The 15,921-nt window shown below is 61.1% G+C and carries 14 protein-coding genes; 8 read left to right on the forward strand and 6 right to left on the reverse strand.

Going from position 1 to position 15,921, the window contains the following annotated elements:
- Nucleotides 1-32 precede the first annotated feature (32 nt).
- Nucleotides 33-1,064 carry a rod shape-determining protein gene (locus VKV28_00100; protein ID HLH75179.1) on the reverse strand — a complete coding sequence of 344 codons (1,032 nt, stop codon included), beginning with the start codon at nt 1,062-1,064 and terminating at the stop codon, nt 33-35.
- 296 nt (nt 1,065-1,360) lie between these two features.
- On the opposite strand from VKV28_00100, the gene VKV28_00105 reads away from it, so the two are divergent.
- Together VKV28_00105 and VKV28_00110 are read left to right on the forward strand one after the other, a co-directional pair.
- A complete protein-coding gene (locus tag VKV28_00105) occupies nt 1,361-3,283 on the forward strand; it encodes a SurA N-terminal domain-containing protein (protein HLH75180.1) in 1,923 nt (640 codons plus the stop codon).
- Between the two features lie 29 nt (nt 3,284-3,312).
- Nucleotides 3,313-4,155, forward strand: a complete 843-nt coding sequence (locus VKV28_00110; GenBank protein HLH75181.1) for an alpha/beta fold hydrolase — start codon at nt 3,313-3,315, stop codon at nt 4,153-4,155.
- A gap of 62 nt (nt 4,156-4,217) precedes the next feature.
- Here the strand turns inward: VKV28_00110 and VKV28_00115 are convergent, their stop codons facing one another.
- The 3 genes from VKV28_00115 to VKV28_00125 are packed head-to-tail and all read right to left on the reverse strand — an operon-like array spanning nt 4,218 to nt 6,367.
- Nucleotides 4,218-5,432 carry an NADH-quinone oxidoreductase subunit D gene (locus VKV28_00115; protein HLH75182.1) on the reverse strand — a complete coding sequence of 405 codons (1,215 nt, stop codon included), beginning with the start codon at nt 5,430-5,432 and terminating at the stop codon, nt 4,218-4,220.
- 20 nt (nt 5,433-5,452) lie between these two features.
- The gene (locus VKV28_00120) at nt 5,453-5,959 is read right to left on the reverse strand and encodes an NADH-quinone oxidoreductase subunit C (GenBank protein ID HLH75183.1); all 507 of its coding nucleotides are present in this window, start codon (nt 5,957-5,959) and stop codon (nt 5,453-5,455) included.
- 54 nt (nt 5,960-6,013) lie between these two features.
- Nucleotides 6,014-6,367 carry an NADH-quinone oxidoreductase subunit A gene (locus VKV28_00125; protein HLH75184.1) on the reverse strand — a complete coding sequence of 118 codons (354 nt, stop codon included), beginning with the start codon at nt 6,365-6,367 and terminating at the stop codon, nt 6,014-6,016.
- 384 nt (nt 6,368-6,751) lie between these two features.
- On the opposite strand from VKV28_00125, the gene VKV28_00130 reads away from it, so the two are divergent.
- Nucleotides 6,752-8,221, forward strand: coding sequence for an MFS transporter (locus tag VKV28_00130; protein ID HLH75185.1), 1,470 nt, complete (start codon nt 6,752-6,754; stop codon nt 8,219-8,221).
- A gap of 145 nt (nt 8,222-8,366) precedes the next feature.
- On the opposite strand, the gene VKV28_00135 is transcribed toward VKV28_00130, so the two are convergent.
- The gene (locus VKV28_00135; protein ID HLH75186.1) at nt 8,367-8,876 is read right to left on the reverse strand and encodes a hypothetical protein; all 510 of its coding nucleotides are present in this window, start codon (nt 8,874-8,876) and stop codon (nt 8,367-8,369) included.
- A 55-nt stretch (nt 8,877-8,931) separates the two neighbouring features.
- Entirely contained in the window at nt 8,932-9,624 is a 693-nt protein-coding gene (locus VKV28_00140; protein ID HLH75187.1) for an SCO family protein, read from the reverse strand.
- A gap of 59 nt (nt 9,625-9,683) precedes the next feature.
- On the opposite strand from VKV28_00140, the gene VKV28_00145 reads away from it, so the two are divergent.
- The 5 genes from VKV28_00145 to VKV28_00165 form a co-directional block, all read left to right on the forward strand.
- On the forward strand, nt 9,684-11,582 hold the full coding sequence (locus tag VKV28_00145) for a multicopper oxidase domain-containing protein (protein ID HLH75188.1): 1,899 nt from the start codon (nt 9,684-9,686) through the stop codon (nt 11,580-11,582).
- Between the two features lie 145 nt (nt 11,583-11,727).
- Nucleotides 11,728-13,290 (forward strand): phospholipid carrier-dependent glycosyltransferase, encoded by a 1,563-nt coding sequence (locus VKV28_00150; protein ID HLH75189.1) that lies wholly within the window; start codon nt 11,728-11,730, stop codon nt 13,288-13,290.
- A complete protein-coding gene (locus VKV28_00155; protein ID HLH75190.1) occupies nt 13,290-14,075 on the forward strand; it encodes a class I SAM-dependent methyltransferase in 786 nt (261 codons plus the stop codon). The genes VKV28_00150 and VKV28_00155 overlap by 1 nt, the downstream gene beginning before the upstream one ends.
- A 64-nt stretch (nt 14,076-14,139) precedes the next feature.
- Nucleotides 14,140-15,534 carry a ribosome biogenesis GTPase Der gene (gene der, locus VKV28_00160; protein HLH75191.1) on the forward strand — a complete coding sequence of 465 codons (1,395 nt, stop codon included), beginning with the start codon at nt 14,140-14,142 and terminating at the stop codon, nt 15,532-15,534.
- Between the two features lie 61 nt (nt 15,535-15,595).
- The coding region (locus tag VKV28_00165) for a GMP synthase (glutamine-hydrolyzing) (GenBank protein ID HLH75192.1) at nt 15,596-15,921 on the forward strand (326 nt) is incomplete at its 3' end.

Consider the following 15,921-nt stretch of genomic DNA (forward strand, 5'->3'; position numbering starts at 1 on the left):
GGCCGTGCGGCCGGCCAGTTCAGCACGTCGCTTTAGTCCACCGTAACATCGCGCAGCAGCGTGAGTTCATCAAGTACCTTGCCCGCACCCATCACCACTGCGGTCAGCGGATCGTCGGCTAGGGTGACTGGCAATCCGGTTTCCTCGCGCAGCAGGACGTCAAGGTTGCGTAAAAGCGAGCCACCGCCGGCCAGGACGATGCCCTTATCGACGATGTCGGAGGCCAGTTCGGGTGGGGTGCGTTCCAGCGCAATCCGCACTGATTCGACCACTTGGTGGACCGGTTCCATCAGGGCCTCGCGAATTTCTTCGTCGGTGATTTCGATGGTTTTAGGTACTCCGGCCACCAAGTCACGCCCCTTGATTTCCATGGTCTGGATTTCATTGCCAGGGTAGGCTGACCCGATGGTGATTTTGATAAGCTCGGCAGTGCGCTCGCCGATGAGAAGGTTATACTTGCGCTTGATGTGCTGGATGATAGCCTCGTCCATCTTGTCGCCTGCCACCCGCACCGAGCGCGAAAAGACCACTCCCGAGAGCGAGATCACGGCCACCTCCGTGGTTCCGCCGCCAATATCGACAATCATGTTGCCGGCTGGCTCGGTGATGGGCAGGCCGGCGCCGATCGCTGCCGCCATCGGTTCTTCGATCAGATAGACCTCGCGCGCGCCGGCGGATTCGGCCGACTCGCGCACCGCGCGCTTTTCCACCGCGGTGATGCCGAAGGGGACACAGATAACGATTCGCGGCCGCACTAAAGTTTTGCGGTTGTGAATCTTCTGGATGAAATAGCGCAGCATGTTTTCGGTAATTTCGAAATCCGCGATCACCCCGTCTTTCAACGGCCGGATCGCGATTATCGAGCCGGGTGTGCGCCCCAACATCCGCTTGGCCTCGGCCCCGATCGCTAGCACCCGGCGCGCGTTGCGGGTGTCCTTCTGTACCGCTACCACCGAGGGTTCGTTACATACGATGCCCTCGCCCTTAACATAAATCAGGGTGTTGGCAGTGCCCAGATCGATCGCCAGATCGTTCGAAAACCAGCCCAGGATTGAATTGAACACCACCGCCTTCCGCCCTTGCCTCCCGCGACCTGTGCTATGATAAAACCGTCTTCAGGTCGTACGAGTCTAGCCGCTTGGCCCGCCTGTTGCTAACGCCCGGTGTGGACCGTTACCAACCTGGGGTCAGGTCAAGCCCAACATAGACTCGCCGTGCCAATAGCTAACAAAGATAATTGGTCGGAAGCAAGGCGCGAGCGAGGCCTTGAGTCACCACGGTGTCCCAAGAATGGGCCGAAAACACCCCAGGGTGGGGTGATTGCGAAAATCAAGGCGATTTCGTTAAGATCCAAAGCGAGATGCTGAACCTAATGCGCAAGCACGCCTACTCGTGGACGATCCGGATCGTCCTAGGCGTAATCACCGTGGTTTTCGTTTTTTGGGGTATCGGCACCGGCCTGTTCAACCAGGTCCATCCCGTGGCTACGGTGGACGGACAACGGATCCTGGCCGACCAGCTCGACCGCGAATCGCAGGAGCTGCGCCGCTCGCTGACCAACATGTACGGCGCGCAGGCCGCCGAGTTCCTACGCCGACTTAATATCAACGAGATGGCCCTGGAGCGGATAATCGAGCGCCAACTGGTACTGCGCCAAGCCAAACGCCTGGGCTTGCGAGTCAGCGATGCCGACTTGCGCGCGTTTATCGAGACCAATCGCAATTTCCAGCGCGACGGCCGTTTTGACCTGCTTACCTACGAGGCGGTGCTGCGCGAGAGCGATCTGGAGCCGGCGGAATTCGAGGAAATGACCCGGACCGACCTGACCGAGCAGTTGGTCCGGAACATGATTGGCCAGGGCATCAACGTGAGCGAGGCCCAGGCACGCCAGGCCTACGACCAGGAGCATCAGGAACTCCAGCTCTCCTACCTGGAGTTACCAGCGGCGGACTTCCTTTCCAAAATTAACCCCACCAATCAGCAGATCAACCAGTTCTATAAGCAGAACAGCCAGATGTTTCGGCAACCTGAGCAAGTTGCCATCGCCTATATTCGCTATCAGCCCGATAAACTGGCGAAGCGAATCACTCCCACCGACAAACAGATTCAAGATTTTTACCAGCACAACCGCGAAACGATGTTCAGCTATCCAGAACGGGTGCGCGCCCGCCATATCCTGATCGCGGTGGCGCCGAATGCCTCGCCTGCAGTGCGCGCCCAGGCTCGTGCCAAAGCCGAAAAAATCCTGGCCAAGCTCAAGGCGGGTGCCGATTTTGCCACTCTGGCCAACAAGGACTCCGACGATGTCGGCACCAACCGTCATGGAGGCGAGCTGGGCTTTTTCGTACGCGGCCAGATGGTCAAGCCATTTGAAGACGCTGCCTTCGCGCTCAAACCTGGGCAATTGAGCGGCGTGGTCGCCACTGGCTTCGGTTACCATATCATCGAGGTGGAACAGGTTGAACCTGCCCGCACCGATCCTTTGGCCAAGGTACGCCAACAGATAATCGACCAAATCCGCCAGGACGAAGCTCGAGATGAAGCCGATGCCGACATGCATGCCGACTTGGCGGCTGCGCTCAACCAGAATTTGACGCTGAAGCAAATCGCCGCCAAGCGCGGGCTGACCGTGGTGCAAACTACGCCCTTTGCGGCCAATGAATCGATCGGTGATTTAGGGATCGATAACCAGCTATCCGATGCGGCCTTTAAGCTGAGCCAAGGCGAAATCGGCTCGGCTCGCACCGACAACAACGGCAACTTTCTCCTCCAGGTAATCAAACGGGTGCCCGCGCATGTGCCGCCACTTGCCAAAATTACGGAGCAGGTGCGCGACGCGGTGGTTCAACGCCAAGCCGAAGAAATGGCGCGCGCACAAGCCCTCAAGCTACTGACACGGATTAAGAACCCATCCGACCTGGAGGTCGTGGCGCGTGCCAACAATCTGAGCGTGCGGCACACCGGACAGTTCGACCGCTCCAGCACCAACGTGCCTACGATCGGTGATTTTTCCAGCCTCAACGAGGCTATCGGTGTCCCGACTAAGCTGCCCGAGCTTATCCGCCAAGTACTGACCAATGACGGTAATTGCTACCTTGTGCGGGTCGACAGCGCCACGGCGCCTACCTTGGCCGAATGGCAGAAGGCAAAGCCTCATTTCGAGGAGCAGATGCTGGAAACGATGCGCAATCAGGCATGGCTGAGTTACGTCGACGGTCTCAAGAGCCAAGCCCGCATTACCATTGATCCCAACGCGTTGAGCAACGCGCCCAGCCAGTCCTAATTGTTATCTGTAGGAAAATAGAGCTATTCATGCCAGCGATAGACAAGGACGATAACGAGCCGCCACCAGAACCCTTAAATGCCGACACTTCGGAGTTCTTTTTCCCCGGCTCTCAAGCAAGTGTGCTGCTCATTCACGGCTTGACGGGCACCCCCTATGAGATGCGCCATCTGGGAGAGCGGCTAAGCGCCGCCGGGTTACGCTGCCTGGGGGTGCGGCTGGCCGGCCACGGCCAGTCGCCCCAAGTTCTGGGTGCCACCAACCATCACAACTGGTACCAGAGCGTGGTCCAAGGATGCGAGCGGTTGCGCGGTTTTGGCGACCCGATCGTGGTAGTTGGACAATCCGCCGGCGCGGTACTGGCCGCCCGCTTGGCCATCGAACAGCGCGCCGCGGTCAGCGCCGTGGCGCTGCTTGCGCCTGCGTTTTTGTTGCCGCGATGGCAGCGGTTGGCTCTTTACTTCATCGGTCAAGCCGGACCATGGGCGAGCCGAATATACCTGCATAGCGCCGGAGCCGACATTCATGACGGCGCCGCGCGCCAGATCCATCCGAGTATGGAATTGATGCCGCTGGGGGCAGCTCTCAGCCTGAGCCAGCTTGCCGCTCAGGTACGGCCACGGCTGTCACGGCTGGTGCAGCCGGTGCTGTTGATCCATAGCCGCAACGATCACGTTTGTCCGTTTGCTCAAAACGTGGATCTGGTGATGGGCAGCGTGGGGACGCGCAACAAACGGCTGGTGGTGCTGGGCGAGAGCTACCATGTCGTCTCGGTCGATACCGAGCGGGAGCGCGTCGCTCTGGAGCTTATCGATTTTGTGCGGCGTATCGCCGCGCAGACTCACCTGTCGCTGGCCGCGGTTGGCTCCTGAATCGATCCGGCAGGCCCGGCAATTGTTTCCCGGCTCCCGTCGTTACACTAACACCGGCTTGATTAGCGGTCGCATTCGCCGCCGATCATGTTGATCATACCGAAAGTAGTTATGACGTCGGCGATCATCCGCCCGATCAGCATCTTGTTCAGCGCGCCCATCGCCAGGTAGCAGGGGGGGCGCACACGCACCCGGTAGGGTCGGCCGCTGCCGTCGCTGACCACATAGAAGCCTAGCTCGCCGTTGGCGCCTTCCACCGCTCCGTAGGCTTCGCCGGCGGGGATTTTGATTCCCTCTATGATCAGCTTGAAATGGTTCATCAGCCCCTCGATCGAGTTGTAAACCCGATCCTTGGCGGGCAGCACGTAGCGATGGTCGGTGATCGTCACCGGCCCTTCGGGAATTTGCCGCAAGGCCTGCTCGATAATCCGCTTACTCTGCAGCATCTCCTGGAAACGTACGTTGAAGCGGTCGTAGTTGTCGCCATGCTCGCCCAACGGCAGCTCGAACTCGGTGCGGTCGTAAAACAGATAGGGGTCGGCCTTGCGCACATCGTAAGCCACCCCGCTGGCCCGCAGCAGCGGACCGGTGAGGCCGTAGGAAATCACATCTTCGCGCGGTAGCGCGCCCACCCCACACATCCGATCGATGAACACTCGATTGCGCGACAGCAGTTTGTCGCAATCGGAGAGTACGGCGTCCAAATGCTTGAAACAGACTGCCACGCGCTGCGCAAAATCGGCGGGCAGGTCGTGGGCGATTCCGCCAATTCGGCACCAGGTCACGGTCAGCCGCGCCCCGGTTACCGCTTCAATCAGGTCGTAGAGTAGTTCGCGCGCCTCCAGGGTGTAGAACATAACGGTTTGGGCCCCGACTTCGCCCGCCGCCATCCCCAGGCAGGTGAGGTGGTCGGCGATGCGCGCCACCTCGCTCATTATCATTCGCGCGTACTGACATCGCGCCGGCGCCTCTATATCGAGCAGCCGCTCCACGGTCAGGGCGAAGCCGACGTTGTTGATGCAGGAGGAGGAGTAGTTGAGGCGATCAGTGTAGGGAAAGACCTGGGTCCAGGTACCCTGTTCGCACATCTTCTCGAAGCCGCGATGGAGATAGCCGACCTCGACGTCGCAATCCATGATCCGTTCGCCGTCCAGCTTGAGGTTGAATTTGATGGTCCCGTGCGAAGCCGGATGGGAGGGACCCATCTGCAACTCCATCACTTCGTCGGCCGTGTCACTGACCGCCAGCGGGCGGCTCCAGCGTGCGGGTAAAGCCATGATTTGTGGAGTCTCCTTGATTAGCGCGAGGGCGGAAGCGGAGTCGCGATGGGATCGACTTCGGGCACGATCGGTTGGCGGCGGTTATAGGGGTAATCCTTGCGCAGTGGATGGCCTTGAAAACTGTCGTAAAGCAGGATGCGGCGCAGGTCGGGATGGCCTTTGAACTGGATGCCGAACATGTCGTAGCATTCCCGCTCCAGCCAGTCCGCCGACTTCCATTCATCGATCATGCTGTCGACCCAGGCGTCGTCGCTCGCGATGGGCACCTTGACGCGTAAGCGCAGGTTGTGGCTTAGCGACTTTAGCTGGTAGATGACCTCAAAGCGTGGCTCGCGCCCTAGCCAGTCCACCGCGGTCAGATCGATCAGCATGTTGAAGTCGAATTGGGGTTCGGTCCGCAGCCGATGGAACAACTCGCGCGCACGGGCCCGTTCGACGGTCACGATCGCCTGGCCGTGGCTGACTTCGCAAGCCAACTCGCCACCGATCTGCCCCTTAATCTTATCCAAGAGCTGGTCTAACACTTTCCACTCCTGTCCGAAAATCGTTCGTAGCGCCGCGCTGGTCGCGCACGTGTGCTAATCCCAATCCAGCGCGCCGCGCTCCCAGGCGTAGAGCAGGCCGACCACCAGAATCGCCACGAAGACCAGCACTTCGGCCAGGCCAAACAGTCCGAGCGAACGGAGCTCTACCGCCCAAGGATAGAAAAAGACCACTTCCACGTCGAAGACTAGAAAGAGAATAGCAGTCAGGTAAAAGCGCACCGAGAAGCGGCCCCAGGCGCTGCCGCTGGGCGGGTTACCGCATTCAAAGGCCTCGGATTTGATGCGGCCGGGCCGTTTGGGCCCCAAAATGCGATTGATCGAGATCATCGCGCCAACGACCAAGCCGCCGAACAAAAAGGTTATCAGTATGGGAAACCAGGTTCTCATCGGCTGCGCGCGCCCTCTTTATCTTAGCTCGGCCTGATATCGATATCGCGCCGGCTTATTTAGCCTCGCTAAGACTTTAGCTCAGCTTCAGTCCCCGGCAAAGTCCCCAACCCGCGCGCTGTGTCTCAGCGAATAGGCAACGACTGCAAGGGGGAAGGACCGGTGATTAAGCGAAACCGCCAAACCATGCGGCCCGAGGGGCGGCCGTCGCCTTTTTCGAGACTTTTCTCGCTCGATGCTTCGACCGCTGGACGGATGCTAGGATACTGGGCTGCCCTGCCAGTTCGGATTAGCCGTGGCGCGCATCTAAGCTTACGCTTCGCTCAGCCGCGGCGTGCGAGGCTGGGGCGAACTGAAGGAAAGTCGACTAGACACAAGCCGATCGTGAAACAACCGTTGCGCACAGACGCGGCCGAGACGCAGCCCCAGGGCAAGAGTAACCTATTCATCGCCCTGATTATCGGCTGCGCGTTGTGTCTGGAGGCGCTCGACACCACGGTTATCACCACCGCGCTGCCTGTGATGGCGCAATCGCTGCACGAAGATCCGATTCGGCTCAACTTGGCGATTACCTCTTACCTCCTGAGCTTGGCGGTATTCGTGCCGTTGAGCGGCTGGATCGCCGATACCTACGGGGCGCGCAAAGTTTTTCGCCTCGCCATCATCATCTTCACGGTCGGTTCCGTATTGTGCGGCCTATCCCACTCGCTCATTCAACTGGTGATGGCGCGGATGCTACAGGGCTTTGGCGGTGCCATGCTGGTACCGGTGGGGCGGCTGGTGGTGCTCAAGACCGTGGAGCGCAGCGAACTGGTCCAGGCGATGGCTTACCTTAGCATCCCCTGGATGATTGGTCCGGTAATCGGGCCGCCGCTGGGTGGCTTTATCGTGACCTATTACTCCTGGCGCTGGATTTTCTTCATCAACGTCCCGGTCTGCATCATTGGCTTGATTCTGGTTACCGCCTACGTGCCTCACATCCTGGAGGAAAAGGTCCCGCCCTTCGACTTCCCGGGCTTTATCCTGACCGGCTTGGGCCTGGCGGGCCTGGTCTTCGGGCTGGAGACAGTGGGGCGTGGTATCGTGCCTGTGCCGCTGGTGGTGGCGGTGTTGGGCGGCGGCTTGGGCTGCGTAGTGCTCTACTTTTACCACGCGCGCCGGCGCGTGGCGCCAATCGTCGACTTAAGGCTGTTCGAGATCAAAACCTTTTCCATCGCGACACTAGGCGGTGGCCTGTACCGGATGGGGGTGGGGGCGATGCCCTTCGTGCTCGCCCTGCTGTTACAAATTGGCTTCGGCCTGACGCCGTTTGCCTCGGGGATGCTGACCTTTACCAGCGCCGCGGGCTCGCTGCTGGTGCGCATGGCCGCTCATCGGATCGTGCGGCGCTGGGGCTTTCGCACGGTGCTGGTGGTTAACGGCCTGGTCTCCGCAGTCTCGGTGGCCGCCTGCCTGTGGTTTACCGCTTCAACTAGTCACCTAACCATCATTATAATTCTCTTTGCCGGCGGCTTCTTTCGCTCTTTGCAATACACCGGCCTGACCGCGCTGGCCTACGCCGATATTCCCAATCCGCTCATGAGCGCCGCCAGCACCCTGGCTAGCATGGCGCAGCAGGTCTGCACCAGCCTGGGCGTGGCCGGCGCGGCGCTGACGATGCGCTTGGCGCTGACTATGCACGGGGGCGGGGCGCTGTCGGCTCGCGATATCGATTGGGGCTTCGTTTCCGTCGTGGTGATGGCCGCCGTGTCGATCCCCTCTTTTCTCAAACTCTCTCCTCACGCCGGCGCGGAGATTTCTGGGCGCGCTCCGGCTTCCGATCAGGGCGAGATTTCAAGCGCCGCGGCGCATTAATTGTGATTTGCCATGGGTGAGGCTCGCTGCCGCCTTTGTTCCACCGCAGACGTAACTTTGAAGCATGTCTCCCATGCCAGAACCCGCTACAGTAGGAGTTATACGCAAAGGACCTTGGCCCGCAGGGGAGGGGACCGAATGAGAACTAGCGGGGGGTACTACGCTGGTCGGCGGGCGGTCCCAAGATCGGCGAGAAGCAATCAAGCTGGCCACGCGGCCAGTACTTGGGCGTCAATCCCAGGCGCACCGCCAAGGCGTGACGGATACGCGCGGGCATCGTGCTGGCGCTGAAGCGGGCCTGCCGCCACCATCCCACGCGCGTGCTCAGTTTGCGAACCTGGCCGCTGATCGTGACTACGGGCGAGCGGAAAACCACGTTGCCGGTGCCATCTTCGTACAGCGTGCCCGCGATTTGAATCTCGTGCGAGGCTTCGATGGTAACGTCGCCTTGCGCGGTCATTGTCGTGCCTGCCGGAATGACAAAATCGCCAGTCACGATCGTACCGCGCAGTTCGCCCCCGCGGTTGCATCCGGCCGCGGTCGCGGTCAGGGCGAACAGGGCTGCTCCTGCCAGCCCCAACCTCCGTGACTTTGGCGCTACCATATGAGCGTGCAGCACGTCACCGTCGCGCGCGTCGTGCGCACGAGCGATCACGCGCGCTACGGAATGTATCCCCGGTCAGTAGCATGGGCTTCCTTGTTAAGCTGGCCTAGCTCCGCGCGCCCAGAATGCGGCGCATGTCGCCGACCATCGTGCTCACCGTGACTACCTCGCCGTCGTACTCGCGCCGCTCGCGGCCGTCGGGTCCTAGAATGAATACCCCAGCAAGATGGGCCACCGAACCGTCGGCTTGGCGCACTCGGCGAAGCTGAAAATCGGCTAGCAGCTGATCCACGGTCTTCGGTGAAGCAGTCAGGAATAGCCAGCCCTGCTGCAGGGCGCCCTGCTGACGGGCATATTGGGCGAGCTGATGGGGCCCGTCGTGCTCGGGGTCGATGGTGATCGAAACCATAGTAAAGCGCCGACCCAGCGCCGGCGCCATCTGGGCGGCCACGCGCGCCATTTTCTGGGTCAGAGTCAGACACGGACCCGGGCAGCTCGTATAAATGAAATCCACCAGCACCGGCTTGCCCTTGAGCGAGGCGAGCGTTAACTCGCGCCCGCTTTGATCCTGCATCTTGAGCGCGGGTAGACAGTCGGCCCGATTGAAAGCGTCATAGGCGCCGGCGGGCGCTCGCCAATGACAGGCGGAAAGGGCGGTCAAGACCAGCATCGCCAACAGCCAACGCCCTTGAGCGGCTTCCAATCGGTTGGCGGCAAGGCGAAAACGACCGTCGAGTTGGTTGGCAGCCTTGGTCAAAAAGGGGCGATCACGATTCGAACCAGGCAATTTCTTTGACATGTCTTAAACTCTAGGCCATTCTGCGCCAACAGCAGTTGCTCGCTGTAAGTTCTATCTGAATGGAGCTCAATTTGAACAAGATAGCACCAAAGCTCAATTGGCGCAGCGGGCGGCTGGCTTGGCTGGTGGTAATCGTGGCGATACTTGCCGTCACTCGTCTGATTATCGCTTGCGGCGGCAGTAGCAGCAGCAACAGTAACAACAGCCTACCCAGCTTTCCTCAGCCGCAGGTGCGCCAATCAGCCGCGGGCCAGCTTAATACTACGCTTCACGCCGAGATCGCAACCAATGCGCTGGTTAACGCTACCTCGGGCGGCGATGCGCTTATTCAGGGGCCGACCTACGAGGGCACCATTCCTGGTCCAACTCTGGTGGTCAATCCTGGTGATACGCTGAATATTTCGCTGGTCAACGACTTTCCGCCCAATCCGCCGGTAACGCGGGCAGGTGCTTTTCCTCATGCGCCCTACACCACCAATCTGCATACCCATGGGCTGGAGGTTTCGCCCGAGGGCAACGGCGATAACGTCTATCGCCAGATGGATCCGGGCACAACCAATCAGGTGACGATTACGCTTCCCACCTACCATCACGCCGGAACCTTTTGGTACCATCCGCACGACCATGGCGCGGTGACTTTTCAACTGATGGCGGGGATGGCTGGGATGCTGATAGTCAAGGGTGGTCCGGGGACGCTGGATTACGTGCCGCAAGTGCAGGCCGCCAAGGACATCGCGATGGTCTTCCAGGGGCTGCATACTTTGCCCAATGGCCAGGTGGTCTATGTCAATCCCAACGCGGCCCAGTTCGGTTCGACCACGCCTCAGCAGGCCGATGGATTGTGGAGCCCCTACATTACCAGCAACACCTATTTCACCACCAATGGAGTGATTGCTCCCGTGCTGTATATGCATCCGGGTGAGGTGCAGCGTTGGCGGATGCTTAATGCGGGGACGGGGGAAAATTTGCTGGTAGCGCTGCAAGGGCACGCGCTCAACGTAATTGCTAATGACGGGATCACGATTCCCAGCATGCTAACCCTGCCCGCGGGCACGCCCTACGTGATGGGCAGCGGTCAGCGCGCCGATGTGCTGGTCAAGGCGGGCGCTCCGGGCACCTATCTGCTGCAGGCACTCAATCCGCTAACCACCCTGGCTTCTGTCACCCCGCAAGGGATCGCTCCAGCCCAGCGTATCGCTCGGATCGACGGTGATTTTCCCTCGCCCACTTATCCAATCACGCTGGCGTCGGTGGTCGTTACCGGCTATCCGGTGGACATGGCACTCCCCAACGGTCCGCTGCCACCGCCCGCCGGACTGCCCAGTATCAGTATGATGACCAGTACGCCGCCCAACGCCGTACGCCACGTGACCTTCGACCTGTGCGGCACCAACGCTGGAGGCAATCAAGCCCAGCCCAGTCAGCGTCTACCCGTGTGCGGCTACTATTTCCAACAGTACAACGCGGCCTATTGGGGCGGGTTGCCCTTCGACAGTCTCAACATGATTCGCGATGCCGACGATGCCGGCGTGCCCAGCGTGCCGCTTGATCCCAACGAACCGCTGGTGGGTTTCAAGAAAGGCGGCCTATTCGATCCCAATACCCCCCTGTTTAGCGACATGTATGTTGGCAATTACGAGCAATGGACGGTAACCAATCGCTCATTCTCCGACCACGTCTTCCACATCCATCAAAACCCCTTCCTGGTGACCGCAGTCAACGGGATTCCGCTGCCGGTGCCCGAATGGCATGACAGCTTTATCGTACCGGCCGCGACCCCGCTGCCCACGGTCAAAAATCCGGTGGCGATTACCGACCCGAATGTCACCTTCGGTTCGATTACCTTCGTTACACACTACGATCCAATCACAGTGGGACAACTGGTAATCCACTGCCACATCCTTCAGCACGAGGACATCGGAATGATGCAGCGGGTCGACATCCTGCCCCGGCCTTGAGCGACCGCAATTGGTTAGCCCGCGCCCGCCGGTGGGCGCGGGCCCTATCTCCCCGTGGCCTGGCCTGTTGAGCTATGGTGATTCGATCGCATTTGGAAGGACCCCTGGCCCCGAACTATCGTCGCAAACCAGTCTTTTGGATCGAATGAAATCCTCGTTATCAGCCTCGACTTGGCTTGGGGCGGCGGCTTTGATCGTGCTGGCCGCCATCCTCACCCTAAATCGGCTGGGCGCCGCTCCCGTGTGCGGGGTCAACGAGGCGGTAGAGGGCGTGTTCTTGCAACAGATGGTCGAGCCTGGTCATCTGCTCTTCCCCTTGGACAATGGCAGCGAGCCGATGTACAAGCCACCGCTGTTCCATTGGAGCGCCGTGGCGATCGACCACCTGGCCGCAATTCATCGGATCAGTGCCTTCAACCTGCGCCTGCCCGCCGCCCTCTACGCCATTGCGACCGTCGCGCTGACGATCGGCTTTACTGCCACCGCTCTGGACGGGTCGTGCGCGCTGCTGGCAGGCCTCATCCTAGTGTCGTCCTACCAATTCGTCAGCCAGGGACGGATTGGTCGCGTCGATATGACGCTGACCTTCTTCGAAGCGCTTTCGCTGTTTGCCTTTTGCTGGTGGATCAAGGCACGGGAGCAGGCGCGTCCACGTTTCAGCGAGTTGTGGCGCCATTATCTACTCGCTGCCGCGTTGGGTTTGGGGGTTCTGGCCAAGGGCCCCGTGGGTGCGCTGTTACCGGGCGCGACCATAGTGCTGTTTCTGCTGATGGAGCGGCGTGCCCGCGAGCTGTTCGCCCTCCTGCGCCCCGGCCCGCTGTTTTTAGGCGCGGCGCTGGCCTGCGCGTGGTATGCGATCTGTTTGTTTGGGCGCCGCTATAGTTTTCTGGATCGCCAACTTGGCAGCGAGAACGTCGGCCGCTTCTTCGGCAGCCTGGGCTTCATGCCGATCGATTACTATCTGCAGCCGCTGCTGCTCAACGCCGGGCCGCTCAGCCTGCTGATTCCGGTGGCTGCCATTACCGCGCTTATCCGCTCACGCCGGCCTGAGAAGCGCGACAGCGAAAGCGGGGCGAACCGAAAGGAATGCGTACGGCTGTTCGCGCTGTTCTGGTTCGTTACTGCATTATTTTTCGAACTGGCTGCCTATAAGCGCAAATCCTACCTGCTGCCTTTGTGGCCACCCAGCGCGATTTTGCTGGCGTGGTGGACCCTGGGAGTCGCAGCTCCACGTTGGCGATGGGCTACGGCGGCGATCGCGACCCTGTGTGGATGCCTGATCGTCGGCAATTTCTTTTATATCCCTTGGCGCGAGGTGCGCGACTGCGACAGCCAGATGAGCTTTGCTCAGGCCTTGCGCTGGCCGATTGCCAGCTTACGTGGACAAGCGGTTGTACCGGCGGATCCGTTACGACGCGCGGCGTTGCAAATTGATCGCGTCGTTGCGCCTGACCAGCCGCTGTTTGCCTTCGATTTCAACGCCTCGATCGAACCTTTGGGCTTTTATCTGCGGCGCACGGTGCCGCTTAAATCAGGACCGCTGGCTTCGCTGCCACCCGGCTATGTCCTGATCCCACGAGCAGTTTGGGTGCGGAATCGAGACGCCAAGGGATTTACGCCACTGCTAACCATGGACTACCGTCACGGGTTGCTTCTGTTGCGCCACGACCACGCGCCCGTGCCATCGATGCAAAACGGGGCAGGGTGATGCGCGAGCACGGCCACTACGAGCACAAGCAGCTTGGATCACGCAGCTTTGCGATTCGCTTGAGCCATCGCGGGCGCTTTCTCCTGGCCCGTCGTCTGATCGCTCCCTGGGCCGGTGCGCGCTTGCTGGATTACGGATGTGGTGACGGCACCTTTATGGCCCAGGTGGTGGACCTGTTTCCAGACGCGGTCGGCGCCGATTACGAGCCTGGCCAGGTAGCGGATTGCCGCCGTCGCTTCGCCGATTATCCTCGGCTGCGCTTTTCCACTGTCCAGGAGCTGCGCGCTCTTGCTAGCTGCTTTGACCTGATCACCTGCATGGAGGTGCTGGAGCATTGCCGCGCAAGTGAAATCAATGAGGTGCTGAGTGATTTACGCCGGTTGCTGGCACCAAGCGGAACCCTGCTGGTCAGCGTGCCGATCGAGATCGGACCGTCGCTGATCCTCAAGCAGATGATTCGGCGGGTCGCCGGGTGGCGGAACCTGGGCGATTATCGCTACAACGAACGCTACACCGTCGGCGAGTTGGTTCGGATGACTTTGGCAACCGCGCGGGGCGCGATCGCCCGCCCGCTGTACGACAACGCGCCCGGGCTACCCCCCTTTCACACCCACAAGGGCTTTAACTGGCGCACCCTGCGCGAGCGCATCGGGCGGGAGTTCGCGCTGCGGCGCACCTGCTTTTCGCCGTTTCGGCTGACCGGTTCGCTTCTCAACAGCCAGGCTTGGTTTATCTGTGGCGCGCGCGGCTCCGACTGTTCGAGCGACGGCAGACACCCGTACTGAGGACCAAACCGCTGAACGGTTGGGAGCGGTCGCGGGCCGCGCGCGCGGACGGTAAGATGGATGCGTGACAAATAACGTAGGGAGCAGCGGCGCAGTCGGTGCACTTACCTCGGGGTTGCCGCTGGTGGTGCTGGCGGGCCGGGCTAATGCCGGCAAATCGACCCTGTTCAATCGGATTGCCCATTACCGGCGCGCCATCGTCAGTCCCATTCCGGGCACTACGCGCGATCTCAACGCCGCAGTGGTTGAGCACGAGGGGCGCAAATTTACTTTGGTTGACAGCGGCGGTTTGGAGTTGAACGAGCGCCAGGGATTGACCGAGCGGGTCGTTGCCGAGGCCCTGCGCGCAGCGGCTGCCGCCGAGATGGTGATTTTCGTGGTGGACGGACGGGCGGGTTTGAACGCGGCCGACCAGGAAGCGCTAGGGCTGATCCGCGAAGTGGGGCGGCCGCTGCTGCTGGCGGTCAACAAGCTGGACGTCGCCGGCCTGCGGGCGCAAGCTAGCGAATTTCACGCCTTGGGGGTGGAAAATATCTTCCCGCTTTCGGCCGCGCATGGCTCGGGGGTCGCCGAGTTGCTCGACGCCGTGGTGGCGTGCCTGCCTGCCGCCGAGCAGGTATCGGTGCCTGCGCCAGCCCTGCGCGTGGCCTTGTTGGGACGGCCCAACGCGGGGAAATCCTCGCTGCTCAATCGCCTGGTCGGCGGGCCGCGCGCGATCGTGGATGCAGTCCCAGGCACCACCCGCGATCCGCTGGACGTCCGCATCAAGCTGCCCGATGGCGAGATTCTCCTGATCGACACGGCTGGAATCCGCCGCCCGGCTCGCATCGAGGGCGAAATCGAACAGGAGGCGGTGCGGCGCGCGATCGAGACTATTCGACGCGCCGAGGTGTTACTGCTGACGGTCGATGCCAGCGAGGGAGTAACCGATCAGGATGCGCGGTTGGCCCATTTGGTGGAGCGCGAGGACCGGGCCCTGATCGTGGTCGTCAACAAATGGGATTTGGCGGCAGCGGCTGGCCGCCGTCAGGGTGCCTTTACCCGCGACCTGCGCGAGCGGTTCGGCTTTCTGGAGAGCGCGCCACTGCTCTTCACTTCGGCTCTAACCGGCGACGGCGTAGCCCGGCTTTTACCCACCGCGTTGGCGGTGGGTAAAAGCTATCGCGCCCAGTTTCAGACCGCGCGGCTCAATCAGATTTTGGCGGCGGCTACGCAGGCGATGGACGCGCCGGTAGTGGCAGGGCGTCGGCTCAATCTGTTGTATGTGACCCAGGTGGCCAGCGCGCCACCGCGCCTGATGTTTTTCTCCAATCTGGAGCGTGATCTGCCGGTCCATTACCTGCGCTTTTTGGAAAATCGCTTCCGCGACGCATTGGAGCTGCGCGGCACGCCGCTGCGGCTGATGTTCCGCCGTCGCGGTGGCGGGCGGAGCACGGCCAGCGTGGGGCGAACAAAGTAGCCGTGGCAGTCGCTCCGCCGAATTCGATTCGCTATATTAGGCGCGCGGTTGCGCAAACCCGATGATTCTGATCCTCGATTTTGGCAGTCAGTACACCCAGCTTATCGCCCGCCGGGTGCGCGAAGCTGGGGTCTACTGCGAGATTCATCCCTACGACCTGCCGCTCGAAAAGATTTGTGCCCTGAACCCGCGCGGCCTGATCTTGTCGGGCGGGCCGGCCAGTGCCTACGAGCAGGATGCGCCCAAGCTCGCCCCTGAGGTCCTGCGCCTGGATATCCCCGTGCTGGGAATCTGTTACGGCATGTATCTGATAGCCCTAAGCCTGGGCGCGCGCAGCATCGGGGCGGTGCGCAAGGAGTACGGTCCCGCCACTCTGACTATTGATCA

This window comes from Candidatus Binataceae bacterium (genome assembly GCA_035294265.1).
GTDB lineage: Bacteria > Desulfobacterota > Binatia > Binatales > Binataceae > DATGLK01.